Source organism: uncultured Parabacteroides sp., assembly GCF_902493135.1.
Lineage (GTDB): Bacteria > Bacteroidota > Bacteroidia > Bacteroidales > Tannerellaceae > Parabacteroides.
The window spans coordinates 37,909-54,158 of the sequence record NZ_CABUOD010000030.1 but is presented as its reverse complement, the minus strand read 5'-3'; the positions used below and the strand labels follow the sequence as shown (position 1 = coordinate 54,158).

The following is a 16,250-nucleotide window of genomic DNA, read 5'->3' as shown; positions in this document are numbered from 1 at the left end:
TCCTTGCGAGAGAGATATGCGATTATGTGCAAATATTATGGTACTTTTGTTACGGTTTTGCTCCATGGGTGGTTCGCCGTCCGTTTTTATGCGGCGAAATGCTTGAAGGGGCGGGTTTGATAGTATGAATTTTAATTTATCGGTATGATACGATCCGAAATAAATCCAATACTGACCTTGGACTATTTGACTTCTCAAGATGAAAATAAACATTTTGACAGGAAGTCCGCAAAAATAAAAGTGGCTGATATTGCAGACTTGATTTCTGCATTTGCGAATGCGGAAGGTGGGACTGTTGTTATAGGTATCAGTGATAAAACCAAAACAATAGAAGGCGTAAATAGTTGCGGCATAGAAAAAATCAATAATTTTTTGAATGCACCTAAAGATTGTTGTAAGCCGATGCCGGCCTATGATGATGAATTTTTGGATGTTATTAATAATAAGGGAGAGCAAGACCGGATTTTACTTTTACATATTCATGCCAGTATCGATCAGATCATACGGACGGTAAACGATTCGACTTATCTGAGGATCGGTGATAAGACGAAAGAACTGAAAGGCGTGGATTTGCGGAATCTTGAGTATAGCAAAAGTACCCGCCATTATGAGGATGAATGTAATATGGATGCATCGTTGTCTGATTTGGATAACGATAGTATCATGGAATACAAGCGGTATATTAAAGCCTCTCATTTATCGACGGAGCAAGTGTTGCGTGCCCGTGGTTTTCTTAAAAAGCTGGGAGGAAGAGAATACTTGACGAATGCGGCTGTCCTTTTGTTTGCTCAAAATGTCCAACAGTTTTATCCTAATTGCAGAGTCCGTTTCGTCCGTTACGAAGGCAATTCCGCCCAAGTGGGGACCAATATAAATATTATTAGGGATGTCAATATTGAATGTTCAATTGTTAAGATTATAGATGAAGCCAAAAGATTTATAGGTTCGCAACTGAGGGAGTTCACGGCTTTGGATCAACAAACCGGTAAATTCCGGATAGTCCCTGAATATCCGGAGTTTGCGTGGCTTGAGGGGATTGTCAATGCTGTTACGCATCGGGAGTATGGTATGAGCGGGAGCTACATAAAGGTGACGATGTATGATGATAGATTGGAAATATTGAGTCCTGGCAGATTGCCCAATGTCGTAACAGTCAGCAATATACAGGTTACACGTTATTCAAGGAATCCTCGAATAGCCCGTGTGTTGACCGATTTTGGATGGGTTCGTGAGTTAAATGAGGGAGTAAAGCGTATTTATTCGGATATGAAAGATCTTTTTTTAGACGAACCCATATATACCGAACCTGAGCAGTTTGTAAAACTTGTGCTGAAGAATAATATTGTAATGCGTACTATGCACCAATCTGCATGTGCAGGAGCAAATGTAAGTACGGACATGTGGAACTCTCTTGATGATTTGGAGAGGACTATTTTGACCTATATGGGTAATAAGGTAAGGGTGACTCGCTTGGAATTGGAAGCCTATACAGGCAAAGCGAGACGTACGGTTTTATTGAGGCTTAATCGACTGATTGAATATGGTTTGGTGAGACGGTATGGGAAGAAGAATGACCCGGTACAATATTATGAAATGGTGTTGCAGTAAATGCACAGTAAATGCACAGTAAATGCACAGTAAATGCACAGTAAATGCACAGTAAACGTTATCTCACCCTGGACGGCGGGACGAGCACGACGCAAAGAAAAGCGTCCTTGCGAGAGAGATATGCGATTATGTGCAAATATTATGGTACTTTTGTTACGGTTTTGCTCCATGGGTGGTTCGCCGTCCGTTTTTATGCGGCGAAATGCTTGAAGGGGCGGGTTTGATAGTATGAATTTTAATGAGACATATATGAAGGATTTGCTAAAGCAGTGGGGGAAACATGTTGTTGCCCTGATCTTGTTTTTGGGACTGGTGATGGTTTATTTTTCACCGGCGGTGTTTGATGGGAAAGTAATCATGCAAGGTGATAATATCAAGGCGACCGGAATGGGGCATAGCCAGATGGAGCAATATGCCAAGACGGCACAGCCAGGTGAGTTCAGTGCCTGGTCGGATGCGATGTTCGGAGGGATGCCGTATGTGACAGGATATGGTCAGGCAGCACCGAGTATGCCTTCTTATTCGATTGTGGATGGTTGGTTGAAAAAGGTGGGGTATGGCGATGCAGCAATGGTATTTGTCGGATTGGTGTGTTTCTACCTGTTGATGTGCGTCATGGGAGTAAACTGGTGGCTCGCGATTGCCGGGGCGTTCGCTTTTGCATTCGCATCCTATAATATCATTATTATCGAGGCGGGGCATATTGTGAAAGCCTATGTGATTGGTTATATGCCGGTGACGTTGGCCGGTATGGCATTGCTTTTCAGGCGCTCCTATCTGTGGGGAGCCGTCTTGTTCCTGTTAGGGGTAGCCTTGTCTCTGGCGAACGGACATATCCAGATCACTTATTATCTGGTATTGCTTTGTGTACTGATCTATTTAGGGTATGCGATTAAGAAGATCAGGGAGAAAGCATATGGCGAATGGCTGAAAACTTCCCTGATTATGCTGGCTTGTGTCGTATTGGCTGTATTGCCTAACGCGCAGGGAATGTATTCCAATTGGGATCTGGGACAACATTCCATCCGTGGAGCTTCGGAGCTGACGCCGAAACCGGATGCTTCGGGAACAGTGGAGAAGGCTTCTACCGGTTTGGATAAGGATTATGCTTTTCAATGGAGTTACGGTTGGAAAGAGTTGATGACCGTCTTGGTTCCGAATACCTATGGAGGTAGTTCCGGAGGTACGTTGGACAGTTCTTCCGAGTTATACAAGGAGTTGAAGAAAAACGGGGCCCAGGTGGGGAAAGAAGTACAGACCTATACCTATTGGGGAGATAAGATATTTACTTCCGGGCCGGTCTATTTCGGGGCTTTGGTCTGCTTCCTGTTCGTCTTGGGAATGTTCGTGATCCGGAACCCGATGAAATGGTGGCTGTTAGCAGGATCGGTGTTCCTGACGTTCCTTGCGTTGGGACGTAATTTCGATTCTTTTAACGACTTGATGTTCCATTATCTGCCTTTGTACAATAAGTTCCGTACGGTCGAGATGGCGTTGGTGATACCGGGATTGGTATTTCCGATCGTCGCTATTTGGGGATTACGGGAAATTTTGGCTGAAAAAGTGGAGGAGGCTCGTTTGAAAAAAGGATTCCTTTGGGCTTTGGGGTTGACCGGAGGACTTTGTGTGATTCTTTGGCTGATGCCTTCCTTGCTGTTGGATTTCCGGTCTGCATACGATGCGCAGTTCCAGAACCAGGTTCCGGAGTGGTATTACACGGCTTTGTTGATGGACCGTGCTTCGCTGGCTTCGGCCGACGCGTTGCGGTCTTTGGTCTTTATCCTGTTGGGAGCCGGGTTGCTTGTCTGGTTCTGGAAAGCGAAAAATAAGAAGACTGCGGCGACTTTCGTAAGTGCAGGGGTGGCGGTACTTATTTTGATCGATCTTTGGACGGTGGACCGCCGTTATTTGAATGACGGTAATTTCGTCAAGCAGCAACCGGCGGAGATGTATAAGGAAACGGTTGCCGACAAGGCGATTTTGCAGGATACGGGTTCGACTTTCCGTGTGTTGAACATCAATAATCCGTGGCAGGAAACGAATACTTCCTACTATCATCATTCTATCGGGGGGTATCATGCCGTCAAACTGCGCCGTTACCAGGAGCTGATCGACCATCGGCTGGACGGTGAGTTGCGTGGGATTATCGGTGCTTTGCAGAAGGCACAGACGGCCGAAGACGTGATGTCCGCATTAGCTGCCTGTCCTTCATTGAATATGTTGAATACCCGCTATATCATCTATAACCCGGAACAGCAGCCGTTGAAGAACCCGTATGCATTCGGGAATGCTTGGTTTGTGGATAAGCTGGACATGGTGGAGAATGCGGATGCCGAGATAGAAGCCTTGAATACGATCGATCCGCTGGAAACGGCGGTTGTGGACAAACGTTTCAGGAAAGAGCTGGAAGGATTTGTTCCGCAGAAAGATTCTACCGCAACGATCGTGTTGGAAGAATATCGCCCGAATCGTCTGACCTATAAGAGTAAAGCGGATAAAGAACAATTGGCTGTCTTTTCCGAAGTCTATTACCAGCCGGGTTGGAAGGCAACGGTCGACGGCAAGGAAGTGCCTCATTTCCGTGCGGACTGGATTTTGCGCGGTATGCGTGTGCCGGCAGGCGAACATACGATTGTCTTCGAGTTCCGTCCGTCCGGTTATGTGACGGCTGCATACGTTTCTTCCTATAGCTCGTTCCTGATCCTGTTATTATTGATTGCTGCGATTGGTTGGTCAGGATGGAAATATTGGGAAAAGAGTAAAGAATAATATCGTAGGGGAGTGTGTCAAAACTCCTTTATCACAATTTTTCAGGCACGGATTTACACGGATAAATTTATTCTCTTTCCGTGTAATCTGTGCCTGAATTATGTTAGTTTTATTTGTAGAACGTCTTCTGGAACGCGGAAAATTCTTCTTTCTTCAGAACCAATCGGTTCCAAGCTGCATCTAAAAATCCGCAACCGTATCCTAACAGCTGGATAAAGGAGGCGATAATTGACAGCAAGCCGATTTTGATGCTTTTATTCTGAATCGAAGAATCCACAAAGATCAGCAAGCAGAAAAGTCCGAGCGGCAATAAGCTCCAAGCGCAGAAGAAGCTTCCGACCAGGAAAAAGAGTACTCCTAAAGTAAAGACTGCCGGCAATAGATGCACCAGTTTAAGTGAGTCCGGATATTTTTTGTACAGGTTGATGCGGGCGATGCCGGAGTTATAGACCTGGCGGAAGAACTTGCGCCAATCCGTACGTCTCTTATGATATACCCAGGCCGAGGGAAACAGGCATACTTTGTAGCCGTTCTTGAACAGACGGATACTGAAATCGATGTCTTCTCCGAAGCGCATGGGGGAGAAGCCGCCTAACGCTTCGTATGTGCTTTTTCGGATCCCCATGTTGAAACTCCGGGGGTAGAACTTATCCATCTTCTTTTTCCCGCCACGAATGCCGCCTGTCGTAAAAAAGGAGGTCATGGAGTAGTTGATGGCCTTCTGCACGTCCGTAAAACTGTCAGAGGCCTTGTCCGGTCCTCCGAATGCGTCAGCTCCGGTTTCCTTCAGTTCATTGTTTACCGATCGGATATAATCGGGAGGCAGGATACAATCCGAATCGAGAACGATCAGGTAATCGCCTTTGCTCTGCTTCGCCCCGTAGTTGCGGGCATTACCCGGACCACCGTTCGGGATATAAAAATAGGAAACATCCAACTTATCCTTGAAAGCTTCGATTACATGCTGGCAAGTTTCTTTCGAACCGTCTTCGATGATGACGACTTCGAAGTTTGTTTCACTTTGCCGCGTGAGGCTGTCCAACAACTCCTCTACCTCGTTGGGACGGTTGTAGACTGGAATAATAAGGGATAAATGGGGTGTTGCCATATTTATTTTCCGATCAATAAGTTTTGTGCAAAAATACATATATCTTTGCATATAATGAATCAATGGTTGATATAGATGAAAAGTTTGACAATAAAAAATATAGGAGCGATAAAAGAGGCTTCGATGGAGTTGAAGAAGGTGAATGTGATCATGGGACCTCAAAGCTCCGGCAAGAGTACGATTTGTAAAATAGCTTCTTTCTGCAAGTGGATGGAGAAGAAATGCTGCTTGTCTCAGACTGTCGAACCTTTTTTGTCTTCCTCTTTTTTCAATGAGCGGTTAATTGAATTTCATAAATTGATCGGATATGTGTCGGAAGACAGTTATATTCGATATGAAACAGATACGCTTGTGTTGACCTATGATTTTAAAGAGCCGCCCCGGCTTGAATGGAAAAACAGATGTGGATATCGACGTTCGAAGATCGCTTATATTCCGGGAGAAAGAAATATCGTTTCGGTCATAAACAACTGGTTCGAGGTTCGTTTTAAGAATACGAACATCCTTAGTTTCATGATAGATTGGGATGATTCTCGCAGGAATTACCGGAAAGATAATCCTCTTGATGTCATTAATTTGAATATGAAATATTATTTTGACGATGCGACCGGTCGGGATATTGTGGCAGTCAATGATGCCAAGTCGTTGGATTTGACAAATACTTCCAGCGGATTGCAATCCTTGATCCCGTTGTTGGTGCTGAGCCATTATTTAGTTACTCATTTGGGAGAGATAGATAAGCAAAGCAGTGTGGTGGATGAACAGTCGAAAAACAAAGTGATCCAAAATATATATGAAGAATATTTTGAATTGAAAGAGCTTGAATTACCCACAGAAGGAGGTACTAAAAATATTGTCATCAACACAGGAAATAAAGAACATACGGTTGAAGTAAAAGATAACACGATCATAGTTAAAACGGAGGCAAAAGAAATACGTTTGTTCGAGTCTCAGGAAGAGAAGGAAAGATTTGAGTCTGTTATTAGCCAGATGTTCAAAACCCAATCGGCAAATCTTTATATCGAGGAGCCTGAATTGAATTTATTTCCATTAGCGCAGAGGGATTTACTCTATGAATTGGTCAAACTGATATCGATAAGGGAAAATGATTGCCTGACTCTTACGACTCATAGTCCTTATATTTTGTATGCATTGAATAATTGTATGATGGGACATTTAGTGAAAGACCGGGTATCGGATGATACACGGAAGGAGATTGATTGCCGTGATTCATGGATTAGTCCGGAGCTGGTATCCGTGTGGGAAATAAAAGATGGGTATTTGAAAGGGAGGAACGGTGAGTTGAACGCTACAATTCAACAGGCTGACGGTTTGGTAGGTGACAATTATTTTGATAGTAACATGAAAGAGGTAATGGACGATTTTTACAAGATGTTGAATTATTACGAAGATGATAGCAACGAGGATTAAGGAGGAATTTCCTGAACATGAGATAAGGTATTTCAACCAAAAAAGCATATATGTTTCCGATTATTGTCTTCTTGGATTATGTTTTTGGAGTTGAAATATTGCGAGTTTAAAAATGCGGTAAAGAATTCTAATAAGGCAATAGATCAAGTTTTGAAGACATATCGTTACTATAAAGACAAAGGTGTGGTGGGGGACAAACATTTGGCTTATCTGCTGTTTTCATTGCCCAAACAGGATAATACGCCATTTAAGAACTTTAAATTGACGCAATCGGAATTGACACAACTAAGAAGAAACAATATAATCGTCAAAGGGGTTAATATGGCTAAAGTTAAAGATCAGTATAGGTTGGATGTGTGAATCATTCCGCAAATCTCAATTGTTCCCGTACATACTTCTCCAACTCTTCCTGCTTGAAATCGAACCAGTTTTGCCGATATCGACTGTTGTCGATACGGATTTTGAAATGCTGGAAAGATTTGGGACGGGATATGGCATTCCATAGCTCCTCTTTGAAACGGTCTTTGTCTGGTATGCAGCATTGAATGAATTTTTCCATGATTAGGAATGATTCACGAGACTCTAATGGCTCAATGTGTATGTATTTCTTCCATTTGTTTACTTTTGCGAAAATTTCCTGGTTGAATTCTTCCGTATCTCCATAGATGTACGAGTTTCCTAATATGGATTCCAATTCCAATGTCTCCGGATTGATAAAACAAACCATGCCCATGTCGATCTCTTGGGCAATTTCGGTTATCAACTGATCCGGGATATTGTAGTTTTTGTTTGTCATATTTAAATGTCTTTCAAGTCGCAATTTATATCTTCTTTTTCTTCTGTGCAGAAAAAGCCCGCGTCCCAATTCTCGTCATCATCCAGTCCCAGCCACTCTCTTAATTCTTGGGCCTCTTCGCTGTCAGGCGTTGTCTGGAACACCTGTTTCATATGTGCGTAACCATATATGCCCCCACAATCTTCCGGTGGGCAGGCCCCTTTACCGGAAATGCAATAAGCGTTTTTGAGCATTTCCTCGGAAATGGATTCCAATGTTATTTCATGTACCCAATCGTCGCCGAAGTCATAGATATATAAGAGCTTTTTTATATTTCCTGAAAATATAGCCGATAGTTTGGTTTTTGAGGCATCATATGTCCTAATATCGAACTCGAAATCATCTTCGGAAGGAATTGCAATACGGAATTTGCCCTGGTATTCTTTCTCTCTGAACTCAAACAAGTGGTAGTCGTACCAACCGAAAACAGTTTGTATCACTTGATGGAATTGCAGGAATGTGAAGTTTTCCGGAACGGAAACCTTGCGCCAAACCGGTGGTTTTGTTATCCCTTTGATCTTAATTTTGAATAGGTATGCCATATATAGTGAGATAATTAGGTACGCAAAGGTAATTCTTTTTGATCGTCCGCATGCTATTTTATCGGATAATCGTGTCGGAAATATGTTTTTCTTGGTTTAAAGTCCGGATGGGATACCGCTTTTGTCCTTCACCTGGAGGCTCTCGCTTCACCTTCCTGTTGATGGATCTCGGAAGCAGCAAGATGAAGTTGCGGATGAAGGCGGACCGGGAAGATGCAAGCATTCCTTTCGGTCCGGATGCCGACTCCTTTTCGAAAGGGACGGTATCCGGATCGTAATGCTATGGGTTACGAGGGCTAAGGCATAGCTTTGTACAAGCTAAAGCATTGGGTTATGCATGCCAAATAATAGCGTTCCTTTTTATTTTTTTGTTTCGTGATATTCTTCTTCCGTATTGACGTTCCAAATGGTGGATTTATCTGTATTCTTTCCAATGACATGATTGACGGCTTCGATAGCAGTCAACATTGAATGATCCATATTGTTATAACGATGTTGTCCGTTACGTCCGATACAATACAGGTTCTCAATCTTGGCAAGAAAGTTTATTACTTTGTCCAATTGATAATAACTGCCAAAATAAGACGGATAAGCTTTTTTTATATTGGTCGCTTGTAGGATAAAAATATCTTATTACCTTTGTATCAACAAATCCCGCCCGCTTCCCGTAAGATTAGTGTACCCGGCGGGACATTTTTATTTATGGGAGCCAAGTATATACATCAAGCTATAACAACAGAGAGGCAAATTGGAATTCTCAAAGAGAGAGGTTTGCTTATCAATGATGTCGAGAAAGCAGTAGCGAGGGAGTTCGGTTTGAAACATCACAAATTTTTGAGAAGTTGGTTGGAGTGCCTTGCTGTACTTCGTAATTGTTGTGCTCACCATTCCAGACTTTCAAATCGTGTCTTTCCTGTAAAACCAAAGATGCCAGAATGTATGCCGAACACATGGATTGTAAATTTCTCGTTCCGGAAACAATCCCTTTATCCACAACTGTGCTGTGTCGTGTATTGGTTCAACTCTATTGTTCCCGAAAACACTTTCGTTGCTGACTTCAAGCAACTTTTGGTAAAACACCCGTCTGTAAACACTCATTTGTTAGGCTTTCCTTATAATTGGGAACAAGAGCCTCTATGGAGATAATGAACATCTGCCTAAGAATGGAAATCAACGAAAGGCTGAATACATCGAACCAAATGTTGCATCTTTACGGTAGCTTAGACAATGTGCCAAAATAGAAGTGATGGATGATAGACGCGAGGCTAATGCATTGAAGGAGACTATACTGACAACAGACCGACCGAATCAGTGCGCCCTTACTATGGCAGAATAGTTACCAAGTATGCAGATATTGACAATAAACGTTAACCTGTAAGTGAAAATAGATTTTTCAGTTGCAGGTTAACATAGAATACTATAGCCTTACGAAGGCTAAAGTGCAGTTTTAGGGGACTAATCCTATGCCTTTGTTTCTCTTATTTTTGTAGAATGTTATATTTTATGATTCCGATTTTATTAAAAAAATAGCATATTGAAACTTTGAGAACACCTAAACCATATATTGTACTGTTCTTTATGTTAATGGAAGAAGCTTCTTTGAAATATTTAGTCGGACAGGTAATTTCTGCAATTTCGTAACCTTGATCAGATATTTGTGCGATAATTTCATTGTCGAAAATAAAATTGTCGGAACATTTATTGAAATTAACGCTTCTTAATACTTTCCCAGAGTATGCTCTATACCCCGTATGGTATTCTGCAAGTTTGTTGTTCATCAATATATTTTCAATAAAGGTAAGTCCTCGGTTTGCTATATATTTGTATATTGGCATTCCACCTTTTAAGGCTCCTTTTCCTAAAATGCGAGAAGCAAAAACAACTTCATAGACCCCGTTTGCTATTAAATAGATCATGGAATGGAGTAGAAGAGGTGTATATTGATAATCCGGATGTAGCATGACTACAATATCAGAACCTATTTCCAATGCTTTGTTATAACAAGTTTTTTGGTTTCCTCCATATCCCTTATTTTTATCGTGTCGGATTACATGTTGAATCCCTAATCTTTTCGCAACTTCAATGGTATTATCCTTGCTGCAATCATCAACAAGGATGACATTATCTACAATATCTAAAGGAATTTCCCGATATGTCTGTTCCAATGTTTGGCTTGCATTGTAAGCAGGTAAAACAACGGTGACTTTTTGATTATTAACCATAACTTATAGTATTGTTTATTGTTGTTTGAATTTTTGTTTTGCTTTCTCTTTGTCGAATTTTAGTAAATAAGTATCCGGATTTTTTAGATGCATGACTATTGGAAACAGTTCTGGACTCTTTTGTATTGCCGGATATAGATATCGTCCGGTCGAACTGTAGCCTAATTGCTCTAATACTACATAGTCTGTACCAGAATTTATTAATCCGGTTATTAATTCTTCTTCATTTTCTGTCCAAGCATACATTGTAACGGCTGTTTTACTGAACATATAGAATAATTCCGGTTTGCGTGAACAAACAACCGTTTGGGGTGGAACTTGTTTGCGTACCTCTTCTGCTATTTTAAAAAAGTTCTGATAGTTAGAAGGATAAGCCGATTTGTTGATTGCTCTCAATTCCTGTAATTTAGGAAGCGAGAAAAATATGAAAAGCGATATTAGTAGCCAAGGCGAAAAGGTCTTAGCTAATTTTATCTTTTGCATTCCTTTTGTCAGTATTGTATATAAACCTATTATTAAATTTATTTCTAAAAAAGGAAGTAACGGTGTTGTGTAGCGGTTTCCACTTGGTGTACTAAAAATAGAGATAACCCCGAATGTGCCCAATGTGTAAAACAGGAATAAATATTTATATTTTCCGAATCTCCACATTCCAACTATGATTAAGGTTAAAAGTATAATGGCAATAAGCCATTCTTCCCATGTTGTAGCGATATCGTAATTGACATTCAGGTATGGAAGTATTGAATTGGGTAATGCTTTTGTTAGTAGCATTTTGAAAGTCTCCAGAAAACGACATATTATTCCTAACAAATCCAATGTACCCTCTTCCGGTCTCCAGTGATTGGAAGAGGCAATCATATCTATATACCGGCTTTGTCCTAATCCCGCGATCTTATTTCGGATCATCCAAGGGAGCAGGCATATTGCGAAACCTCCGGCGAAACCGAGCATTTGTTTCCATTGGCGTGTAAATAGGAAATAACCGAGGATTGCGGCAATAAGGGCGATTCCTTGTGTGCGGATGTGGTAGTTGTATGCGGCCGTAATGATTGCCAGATAAAAGAATGGATCTTTCCAAAATGCTTTTTTCTCATCTATTTTGTAGATGAACCAACAGGCAAGTACGGAGGTGAACAGGAATGACATTTCGCTCATCATCATGGTAGCGAAATGCAAAACTTGATAATTTAATAGTATCGCGGATGCGGCTACAAATGCTATCTGATCAGATAGCTTATTTTTCTTAATTAAGAAAAATAAGAGGATAGCACTACCTAAAAGAAATAATCCGTTTAATACTTTCTGTGGGAAAAAACTTTCCGTAAAAAAACGGACAACAGTCATCAGCAAAGGATAGCCGGGAGGAAAAACGTTGGAGGGAGTGTAAGCTGCTGTTGTAATGTCTGCATACCCGTGTCCCTGTACGATAGAGGTTGCTAACATATAATATGCACAGTTATCCCCGTTCAAGTCCAGTTTGCTGTCGAAGATGTACGAGAACGAAACTATGAATACGATGATTAAACCTGCTATATATATCCCGTTAGACTTTGCTGATGAACTGTTCTTCATTGTAAAAAATATTAATATCTGTAATGTTCAGCCTTATAAGGCCCTTCGACCGGAACTCCGATGTAATCGGCTTGCTTTTGTGTCAAAGTGGACAGTTTGACGCCGATGCGTTCCAGGTGGAGGCGGGCTACTTCTTCGTCCAGGCGTTTCGGCAGGCGGTAGACACCGACTTCGTAAGGCATTGTCCACAAATCCATCTGGGCCAAGACCTGGTTGGTGAAGGAGTTGCTCATGACGAAAGAGGGATGGCCGGTCGCGCAACCCAGGTTTACCAGGCGGCCTTCTGCTAGCAGGAAGATGGAGTTGCCTGTCGGGAACGTGTACTTGTCAACCTGCGGTTTGATGTTGGTGTGCTGGATGTTCGGATAGTTCACTAACTTGTCGACTTGGATTTCGTTGTCGAAATGGCCGATGTTACAAACGATGGCCTGATCTTTCATCTGGGCCATGTGTTCGATGGTGATGATGTCGCAGTTACCGGTGGTCGTAACGAAAACGTTGCCTTCCTTGACGGCTTCTTCCATCGTCGTCACTTCGAAACCTTCCATGGCAGCCTGCAAAGCGCAGATCGGGTCGATCTCCGTGATCAGGACACGGGCTCCGTAAGAGCGCATGGAGTGGGCACAGCCTTTACCTACGTCACCATATCCGGCAACCACTACCACTTTACCGGCGATCATAACATCTGTCGCGCGTTTGATACCGTCGGCCAGTGATTCGCGGCAACCGTACAGGTTATCGAATTTCGATTTTGTAACGGAGTCGTTGACATTGATGGCCGGAACCAACAGCTCGCCTTTTTCCATCATCTGGTACAGACGGTGTACGCCGGTAGTCGTTTCTTCGGAAACACCTTTCATTTCGGCGATCGTGCGGTGCCAACGGGTATTGTCTTCAACCAGGATGCGGTGTAAGGTATCCAGGATGACCTGTTCTTCGTGATTGCCACCTTTGCGGTTGATCGTCTCAGCGTCGTTTTCTGCCCGGTAACCCATGTGAACCAGCAAGGAAGCGTCGCCACCGTCATCCACAATCATGTGCGGACCTTTGCCGTCGGGGAAACGGAGTGCCATGTCGGTACACCACCAGTATTCTTCCAGTGTTTCACCCTTCCAGGCGAAAACGGGAACACCATCGGCAGCGATGGCTGCGGCGGCATGGTCCTGTGTAGAGAAGATGTTACAGCTTGCCCAGCGAACGTCTGCTCCCAACGCAACTAATGTTTCGATTAACACTGCGGTCTGAATCGTCATGTGCAGTGAGCCGGTGATGCGAGCTCCTTTCAGAGGTTTCTGATCGGCATACTTCTTACGGAGCGCCATAAGTCCCGGCATTTCGTGTTCGGCGATCTCGATTTCTTTACGACCGAATTCAGCCAAACTCATATCTGCTACTTTATAAGGCAGATTAGTTGGAAATAATTGTGACATAAATTGATACTAAAATGTTAATGCAGCAAAGGTACGAAAAAAACTTTAAACCGGAGTGATTCCCTGGTCGGCCAATAACTTCAGACCTACATCCTTCAGTTTGAACTTCTGGATCTTTCCGCTACCGGTCATGGGGAAGGTGTCGACGAAGAATATATACTTCGGGATCTTATGCCGGGCGATCTTTCCGCGGCAGAAATCCTTGACGATATCTTCCGTCAGGGTAACACCTTCGTGCAGGATGATAAAGGCCCCTACTTCCTCCCCGTATTTCTTGGATGGGACGGCGGCAACCTGTACGTCTTTCACCCCTTCCAGGTGATAGAGGAATTCTTCCAGCTCGCGGGGATAGATATTCTCTCCTCCGCGGATGATCATGTCCTTGATGCGCCCGGTGATGCGGTAGTTGCCGTTTTCGTCCTTCACGCCCAGGTCACCACTGTGCAGGAAGCCGTCTTTGTCGATGACTTCGGCCGTAGCTGCCGGGTTGTTGTAATACCCTTTCATGGTGTTGTACCCCCGGTTGCACATTTCACCCTGTACGCCTACCGGACATTCTTCGCCCGTTTCCGGATCGATCACGCGGACTTCGGTAAATTCGAAGTCACGGCCTACCGTGTTGTAACGGACTTCCGCCGGATCGTCGATGCGCGAATGCGTCATGCCGGGCGATGCTTCCGTCAACCCGTAAACGCTGGTCACGCGCATGAACATTTTTTCTTCCACCTGTTTCATCAGTTCCACGGGGCAAAGGGAGCCCGCCATGATACCGGTGCGGAGGGACGTCAGGTCGAACATGCTGAACATCGGATGGTTGAGCTCGGCGATGAACATGGTCGGCACGCCGTAAAGAGCCGTGCACCGTTCCTTGTGGATGGAGGCGAGTACGACCAGCGGATCGAATTTCTCGACCATCACCTGTGTGCAACCATGCGTCAGGACGTTCATGGAAGCGAGCACGACGCCGAAGCAGTGGAACAGGGGCACACAACAGCATAGTTTGTCGTCTGCCGTGAACTTCATGTGTTCGCCCGTCAGCAGCCCGTTGTTGGCAATGTTATAGTGCGTCAGCATGACCCCTTTGGGGAAACCGGTCGTGCCGGAAGTATATTGCATGTTCACGACATCGTGCGGGGTCACCAGCTTTTTGGCTTCCACCAGTGTCTCGTCGCTTACGTTTTCACCTAAAAGCAACAGTTCGGGAGTGTTGTACATCCCTCTGTATTTCTCCTGCCCGATGTAAACTACGTTCTTCAGCTTCGGGAAACGTTTGCTCTTCAGGTAGCCGCGTTGCGATTCTTTCAGTTCGGGCAGCATGGTGTACATCATGTCGACATAACTGCCGTCAAACACGCCGTCGGTGATGCACATCGTATGGATATCGGCATTTTCTACCAGAAATTCCAGTTCGCTCTGCTTATAGTTCGTATTGACGGTGACGGCCACAGCTCCGATCTTGGCAGCGGCATACAGGAAGGTGAGCCAGTCCGGGACGTTGGTCGCCCAGATACCGACATGCGTGCCATGTTTGATCCCGATCGAAAGCATCCCTTTCGCCATCCGGTCTACACGTTCGTTGAATTCTTTCCAGGTGAAACGCAGGTCGCGGTCGGAATATACCAGATATTCCTTGTCGGGGGTTGTTTCGGCCCAATGTTCCATCCACTGGCCGAGCGTCCTGTCTTGTAATTGTATTTCCATAGGGACTGTCGATTAATAAGGGGTGTAGATGACTCCGAGTATTTTCGCCGTGTTGTCGGCTGCGGCATGTACATGGTGGGCGACGATGGAATCGTAGTAGATGCTGTCGCCTTCTTCCAGGATATAAGTATTCTTGCCGTAGTTGATTTCGAGGATGCCTTCCAGCACATAGATGAATTCTTCCCCTTCATGTGTGGAGAGAACGAAATCCACTCCTTCTTCAGTCGGGGCGACGTCGATCAGGAAAGGCTCCATATGGCGTCCCGACTTGTCTTGCGACAGGGAATGGTATTCCATGTGCTTGCGTGCCTTGCTGTCGTTGTTGCTGAAACCGATGCCGTTAGAGCCGTTGTTGTCTTTCTTGCGGCTGATGACGGGCCCCAGCTCGGACTGGTCGTCCAGGAAGGTCCCCAGGCGAACGCCTAATACACGGGCGATTTTGATTAACGGGGCGAGAGACGGGAAGTCTATATTGCCCTCGATACGTTCTATTTGTTCGATGCCCAGCCCTGAGCGTTCGGATACTTCCTGGGTAGAAAGTTGCTTGGATTCACGGATGCTTCTGATTTTCGCTCCTATGATTTTGTTGTTTCCCATGAGTATTGTATGTTTATTGTTTATTAAATCTTTTAATTTGTAACAGAACGGCGCAAAATTACATTAAATTTTTATTAAACAAAGGCTTTCGCTAAAAGAAAAAAGGATGATCCCCGTGGAGACCATCCTTTTGTAACTTCCTGCGAAGAAATTGTTTCTTACTTTCTGATGCCAAGCTCTTTGATGATGGCGCGGTATCTTTCGATATCCACCTTGATCAGGTAATCCAGTAAACGACGACGTTTACCTACCAGCATCTTCAGAGCTCTTTCGGAGCTATGGTCTTTGTGATTAACCTTCAGGTGTTCTGTCAAATGTGCGATACGGATTGTGAACAGTGCGATCTGGCTTTCTGCAGAACCTGTGTTGGTCGCAGACTTGCCATACTTTTCGAAAATCTCTTTTTTCTTTGCTGAATCTAAAAACATGATT

Annotated in this window: 15 protein-coding genes and 2 pseudogenes; 7 read left to right on the top strand and 10 right to left on the bottom strand. The window is 43.9% G+C overall.

All coding sequences use genetic code 11. The features are described from left to right. From RDN79_RS13495 to RDN79_RS13480, 4 genes and pseudogenes are all read left to right on the top strand, one after another. Positions 1 to 120: pseudogene (locus RDN79_RS13495) on the top strand (glycosyltransferase); the annotation flags it as partial. Positions 121 to 144: 24 nt separating this feature from the next. Further along, the gene (locus tag RDN79_RS13490; RefSeq protein ID WP_298551957.1) at positions 145 to 1,608 is read left to right on the top strand and encodes an ATP-binding protein; all 1,464 of its coding nucleotides are present in this window, start codon (positions 145 to 147) and stop codon (positions 1,606 to 1,608) included. 68 nt (positions 1,609 to 1,676) lie between these two features. Beyond that, positions 1,677 to 1,832, top strand: a pseudogene (locus tag RDN79_RS13485) (glycosyltransferase); the annotation flags it as partial. A gap of 25 nt (positions 1,833 to 1,857) precedes the next feature. Continuing rightward, entirely contained in the window at positions 1,858 to 4,377 is a 2,520-nt protein-coding gene (locus tag RDN79_RS13480; RefSeq protein ID WP_298551959.1) for a YfhO family protein, read from the top strand. A gap of 109 nt (positions 4,378 to 4,486) precedes the next feature. Here the strand turns inward: RDN79_RS13480 and RDN79_RS13475 are convergent, their stop codons facing one another. Beyond that, positions 4,487 to 5,485, bottom strand: coding sequence for a glycosyltransferase family 2 protein (locus tag RDN79_RS13475; RefSeq protein WP_298551960.1), 999 nt, complete (start codon positions 5,483 to 5,485; stop codon positions 4,487 to 4,489). Between the two features lie 75 nt (positions 5,486 to 5,560). Between RDN79_RS13475 and RDN79_RS13470 the strand changes: the two genes are divergently transcribed. Beyond that, positions 5,561 to 6,916: a hypothetical protein gene (locus tag RDN79_RS13470; protein WP_298551961.1), complete on the top strand. Its 1,356-nt coding sequence runs from the start codon at positions 5,561 to 5,563 to the stop codon at positions 6,914 to 6,916. 361 nt (positions 6,917 to 7,277) lie between these two features. On the opposite strand, the gene RDN79_RS13465 is transcribed toward RDN79_RS13470, so the two are convergent. Next, complete coding sequence (locus tag RDN79_RS13465) at positions 7,278 to 7,712, bottom strand: UPF0158 family protein (RefSeq protein ID WP_298551963.1); 435 nt, start codon at positions 7,710 to 7,712, stop codon at positions 7,278 to 7,280. Positions 7,713 to 7,714: 2 nt separating this feature from the next. Further along, positions 7,715 to 8,293, bottom strand: a complete 579-nt coding sequence (locus tag RDN79_RS13460; protein ID WP_298551965.1) for a plasmid pRiA4b ORF-3 family protein — start codon at positions 8,291 to 8,293, stop codon at positions 7,715 to 7,717. A gap of 107 nt (positions 8,294 to 8,400) precedes the next feature. Here RDN79_RS13460 and RDN79_RS13455 point away from each other — a divergent pair, with 107 nt between their 5' ends. Continuing rightward, the gene (locus tag RDN79_RS13455; RefSeq protein ID WP_298551967.1) at positions 8,401 to 8,571 is read left to right on the top strand and encodes a hypothetical protein; all 171 of its coding nucleotides are present in this window, start codon (positions 8,401 to 8,403) and stop codon (positions 8,569 to 8,571) included. A gap of 82 nt (positions 8,572 to 8,653) precedes the next feature. Here RDN79_RS13455 and RDN79_RS13450 read toward each other — a convergent pair whose 3' ends face one another. Next, on the bottom strand, positions 8,654 to 8,854 hold the full coding sequence (locus RDN79_RS13450; RefSeq protein WP_298551969.1) for a hypothetical protein: 201 nt from the start codon (positions 8,852 to 8,854) through the stop codon (positions 8,654 to 8,656). A 141-nt stretch (positions 8,855 to 8,995) separates the two neighbouring features. On the opposite strand from RDN79_RS13450, the gene RDN79_RS13445 reads away from it, so the two are divergent. Then, the gene (locus RDN79_RS13445; protein ID WP_298552078.1) at positions 8,996 to 9,439 is read left to right on the top strand and encodes an Abi family protein; all 444 of its coding nucleotides are present in this window, start codon (positions 8,996 to 8,998) and stop codon (positions 9,437 to 9,439) included. A gap of 332 nt (positions 9,440 to 9,771) precedes the next feature. On the opposite strand, the gene RDN79_RS13440 is transcribed toward RDN79_RS13445, so the two are convergent. The 6 genes from RDN79_RS13440 to rpsO form a co-directional block, all read right to left on the bottom strand. Further along, a complete protein-coding gene (locus RDN79_RS13440) occupies positions 9,772 to 10,515 on the bottom strand; it encodes a glycosyltransferase family 2 protein (protein ID WP_298551972.1) in 744 nt (247 codons plus the stop codon). A gap of 15 nt (positions 10,516 to 10,530) precedes the next feature. Then, positions 10,531 to 11,961, bottom strand: a complete 1,431-nt coding sequence (locus tag RDN79_RS13435; protein ID WP_298551974.1) for a hypothetical protein — start codon at positions 11,959 to 11,961, stop codon at positions 10,531 to 10,533. 140 nt (positions 11,962 to 12,101) lie between these two features. Further along, positions 12,102 to 13,520, bottom strand: a complete 1,419-nt coding sequence (gene ahcY / locus RDN79_RS13430; RefSeq protein WP_298551976.1) for an adenosylhomocysteinase — start codon at positions 13,518 to 13,520, stop codon at positions 12,102 to 12,104. Positions 13,521 to 13,565: 45 nt separating this feature from the next. Further along, positions 13,566 to 15,221, bottom strand: a complete 1,656-nt coding sequence (locus tag RDN79_RS13425; protein ID WP_298551978.1) for an AMP-binding protein — start codon at positions 15,219 to 15,221, stop codon at positions 13,566 to 13,568. Between the two features lie 12 nt (positions 15,222 to 15,233). Beyond that, complete coding sequence (locus tag RDN79_RS13420) at positions 15,234 to 15,818, bottom strand: helix-turn-helix domain-containing protein (protein WP_298551980.1); 585 nt, start codon at positions 15,816 to 15,818, stop codon at positions 15,234 to 15,236. 158 nt (positions 15,819 to 15,976) lie between these two features. Continuing rightward, complete coding sequence (rpsO, locus tag RDN79_RS13415; RefSeq protein WP_186929463.1) at positions 15,977 to 16,246, bottom strand: 30S ribosomal protein S15; 270 nt, start codon at positions 16,244 to 16,246, stop codon at positions 15,977 to 15,979. Positions 16,247 to 16,250 lie beyond the last annotated feature (4 nt).